The sequence below is a fragment of the Synechococcus sp. R60.1 genome (genome assembly GCF_047461835.1).
Taxonomy (GTDB): domain Bacteria; phylum Cyanobacteriota; class Cyanobacteriia; order Thermostichales; family Thermostichaceae; genus Thermostichus.
Genome location: NZ_JANSIA010000069.1, coordinates 13179 through 17072 on the forward strand (window position 1 = coordinate 13179; position 3894 = coordinate 17072).

Annotated in this window: 3 protein-coding genes; all 3 read right to left on the reverse strand. The window is 59.3% G+C overall.

Features of this window, described 5'->3' with window-relative positions; genetic code table 11:
• Nucleotides 1-365: DUF4388 domain-containing protein (locus tag NW834_RS10135; protein ID WP_414426297.1), on the reverse strand; the 365-nt coding region annotated here is incomplete at its 3' end.
• Nucleotides 366-647: 282 nt separating this feature from the next.
• A complete protein-coding gene (locus NW834_RS10140; protein WP_414419641.1) occupies nt 648-3242 on the reverse strand; it encodes a heavy metal translocating P-type ATPase in 2595 nt (864 codons plus the stop codon).
• Nucleotides 3243-3410: 168 nt separating this feature from the next.
• Complete coding sequence (locus tag NW834_RS10145; RefSeq protein ID WP_414419642.1) at nt 3411-3830, reverse strand: aldo/keto reductase; 420 nt, start codon at nt 3828-3830, stop codon at nt 3411-3413.
• Between the last annotated feature and the right edge of the window lie 64 nt (nt 3831-3894).

Consider the following 3894-nt stretch of genomic DNA (forward strand, 5'->3'; position numbering starts at 1 on the left):
AGGGCGAAGAGGCTGTAGAGGCCGGTTTGCAGTTGATGGCGGAAGAGCTTGGCCAGGGCTGCTGGGGTAATCAACCCCTGTCGCTGCAAATAACGCCCCAGAGGCTCGTTTAGGGGGTGAGGGCAAGCTGAGCGAGTTGAGGCGGCAACTTCCTGCTCGCACGCCAATCTGGGGTCAGCCAGCAAATTCTCAAGACTATGCTCTGGTTGGGGCGGTATGGCCGTAACCACTCGACCTTGATAAAACCAGATCCGGTAAATACCATTGGGAGCCCAAATGGACAGTTGGCCTGTTTTCCTGCCCCTTTCTATGAGATGTAACAAATCGCATAGGGAAAACTCCTGAAGGTCACCCACCATGGCCATAGTTCTGTCCTCTCCTGTGCTTTCTTCGACGACCAACTTTCTCAGTAATTGTACGGTTTTCCTTTTGCTAAGGAAGTAACTGAGTGCGAGAGCCTTTGAGTTAAATTGGCTCAATTCTACACTCGGGGTTACAAAAATTCAAGGATAGTTAACATTGTCAGGCAAACTCGATCGAAATGGACGAAGCTCCCCTTAAGATTTGGCAAAGATATGTAGGGGATTCAGTGAAACTTCTGAAATAGCAATGAACTGTGACAGAAGATTTGCAGGTTTTGATGATTCTTAGCGCGAGTTGTAAGGGGATCCACTGAATACAAGAGTTCGCCTCAAAAGGAGTGAATTGAGGATTACACTGAGGGAACTCAAGGCCATGAGACCCCCAGCGATTGCCGGGCTAAGCCCAATGCCAAAGGGGGGTAGGAGCACGCCTGCTGCCACCGGGATCCCTACCAGGTTGTAGCCGACAGCCCAGAGGAGATTTTGCTGGATCTTGCGGAAGGTGGCGCGGCTGAGGCGGATAGCTTCCACCACATCCCAGAGGCGGTTGCGCATCAGAATGATATCGGCGGTCTCAAGGGCGGCATCGGTAGCGGAATGCAGGGCGATGCCCACATCGGCTTGGGCCAAAGCCGGAGCGTCGTTAATGCCATCTCCCACCATGGCAACTCTCTGGCCTTGGGTCTGCAGGTCGCGGATGACTTGAGCTTTGTCTGCCGGGTGAACCTCGGCGATAACGCGGATCCCGGGCACTTGCAGAGCTTCGGCTACCTGCTTGGCCACCTCAGCCCGATCGCCGGTTAGCAAAACCACCTGCAGGCCCATTTTCCGGAGCTGTTGCAGCGTTGCCTGCGCATCGGGCCGCAAGGGATCCTGGGCTGCCAGCAGCCCCACCAGGGATCCCTCTACAGCCACGCCCACCACCGTTTTGCCGGCTGCCAGTAGCGCCTCGGCCTGGGCCTGGGTCTCCTGGGACAGCGGGATCCCCAGAGCAGCCAGACCATCCAGGGATCCCAACACCACTTCCTGCCCTTCCACTTGGGCGGCGACTCCTATCCCCGGTTGGGTTTGAAACTCGCCGGCGGAGAGCAACGGCAAACCCTGGGTGCGGGCGGCTTGCAAAATGGCTTGCGCCAGAGGGTGGCGAGTGCCGCTTTCCACTGTGGCCGCCAGTTGGAGTAGGCGATTGGAATCTAGGGAGGGGTCAAGGCTGAGACAGTCCGTCAGGTGGGGATCCCCTTGGGTGAGGGTGCCGGTTTTGTCGAAGACCACCGTTTGCAAGCGATGGGCTTTCTCCAGAACATCTCCCCCTCGGATGAGCAAGCCCCGCTCGGCTCCCAGCCCGGTACCCACCAGGATGGCCATCGGCGTAGCCAATCCCAAAGCACAGGGGCAGGCCACCACCAAAACGGCAATGGCCATCTTGAGGCTGCTGAGCAGGGGTGTGGGGTGAGGGGGATGGTCACCCAGATGCAGATGGGAGTGCAGGCTGAACCCCTCCAGGACAAAGTGCTCCGCACCGTCGCTCCCCCAAAGCGGGATCCCAATCCAGTACCAGAACCCAAAGGTGAGAATGGCCAGCGTGACCACCCCATAGGTGAAGTAGCCCGCCACCTGGTCGGCTATCCCTTGGATGGGGGCCTTGCGAGCTTGGGCCTCTTCCACCAGGCGGATGATCTGGGCCAAGGTGGTGTCTTTCCCGGTGCGCGTCGCTCGGCACAGCAGCAACCCCGATTGGTTGATTGTCCCAGCCACCACGGGATCCCCCGCTTGTTTCAGCACCGGCAAGGGTTCCCCTGTCAGCATCCCCTCGTTGACCGTGGCCTGGCCGGCAATGACTTCTCCATCCACCGGGATCTGTTCGCCGGCCCGCACTTGGAGCCAATCCCCCACTCGCACCTGTTCGACAGGGCACCATTCTCCGGTTTGGGATCCCAGATCCAGGTTCCCCTCTGGGCTGGAAGCCAGAGATCCCGCCTTCTCTGCAGGCTGAACCCGCCGAGCCAAACTGGGACACAAGCTCACCAGCGATTGCAGGCTGCTGGCCGCCCGCAGGCGGCTGTGCTGTTCCAAGGCCCGTCCCAACAGGATGAAGCTGAGCATCATGACGGGCTCGTCGAAAAAGCACTCCCAGCCCACCTGAGGGGCCAACAACCCCGCCAGACTGGCCAGGTAGGCCGATCCGGATCCCAGGGTAACCAGGGTGTTCATGTTGGGGGCCAGCCGCCGTGCCCCTCTCCAACCATCCAGGACAATGCCGCGAGCCGGGCCGACAAAAGTCAAGGTCGCCAAGCCCCAGTGCAGCCAGACATCATTAAGGAGGGGCAAGCCCAGACGGGCGAAGAGATCCAAGTGTCCGGCGGCAGAAATCAGCAGCAAAAAAGCGGCGGTGAGCGCTTGGCGAATGTGGTGTCGGGTCTGCTGTCGCTGCCGAGAGAGGGGATCCGCAGGCACATCCAAGGCTTCTTCCCACCCACCGGGAGGGGAAGAGGGATCTTGAGAGTGCTCCGCACCGCTGACGCGAACGGAACTCCCGCCGGAGAGGGCCTCACCCTCTGAACTGTAGCGGCTGGGAAACCCTGCCTCTGTCAAAATCTGGGCCAGGTGCTCTGGGTCGGGCCGGATCCCAGGGGCAAACTCCACAAGGGCCGACTCGGTAACCAGGTTAACGCTGGCCTTGACCACCCCCGGCTGTCTCAGTAGAGCCTGCTCGACAGTGCGGACGCAGCCGGCACAACTCATGCCCCCCACGTGGAGAATCAGGGATCCCGCCTGAGAAGGCGCTGTGGGCCCATTCTGGTCAGCCGGATCCCTTGGCCTGTCTGCTTTGTGGGTCAAAGTGCTCCGCACTGCTGACGCGAATGCATCTGGGATGGCCATCTTTGTTCTCCCGTGGTTAACAGCCCCCTCGCCCTACTGGCCAGTTATGTAGCGGTAGGACAGGGCTCTACATCCCATTTTTTGCCAAACTCAATCGTAGGACTGGGATCCCGGCGACAAAGTGCTCCCCACCGCTAACGCAAACGGCAAGGGAACAGAAAGCAACAACTAGGCAGCGCGGGCAGGCGGGGACATAAAGCTGGGGGGAATGGACTCGGGAACATACCTTTGCAAAATATCCTCGATGGTCTGCATCGCTTCCGCATCCAACGACCAGCCCCAAAGGCCGGATATTGCCTCCAGATGATAGGGCTTGGGTGCCCCCCACAGCGCCACACTCACCCCTGGTTGATCCAGCAGCCAGCGCACCGCCAACTGAGCCAAGGTCTTGCCATAGCGATCCTGAGCAAACCGGCTCAATGCCTCTGCCGCTTTTAGGTACTGGGAGTAGCGCGGTTCAACAAACTTGGGATCGATCCCGGCGCGCATATCCCCTGAAGGGAAGGTGGTTTGTGGCGTCATCCGTCCGCTCAGCAGACCTCGGCAGAGGGGACTGTACACCAAAGTGTGAATGCCGTGCTGATACATTTACGCTGAACACTGCTGAACATCACTGTTCAACTATGCAGCGATAGCATTCTGTTTGTTTCCA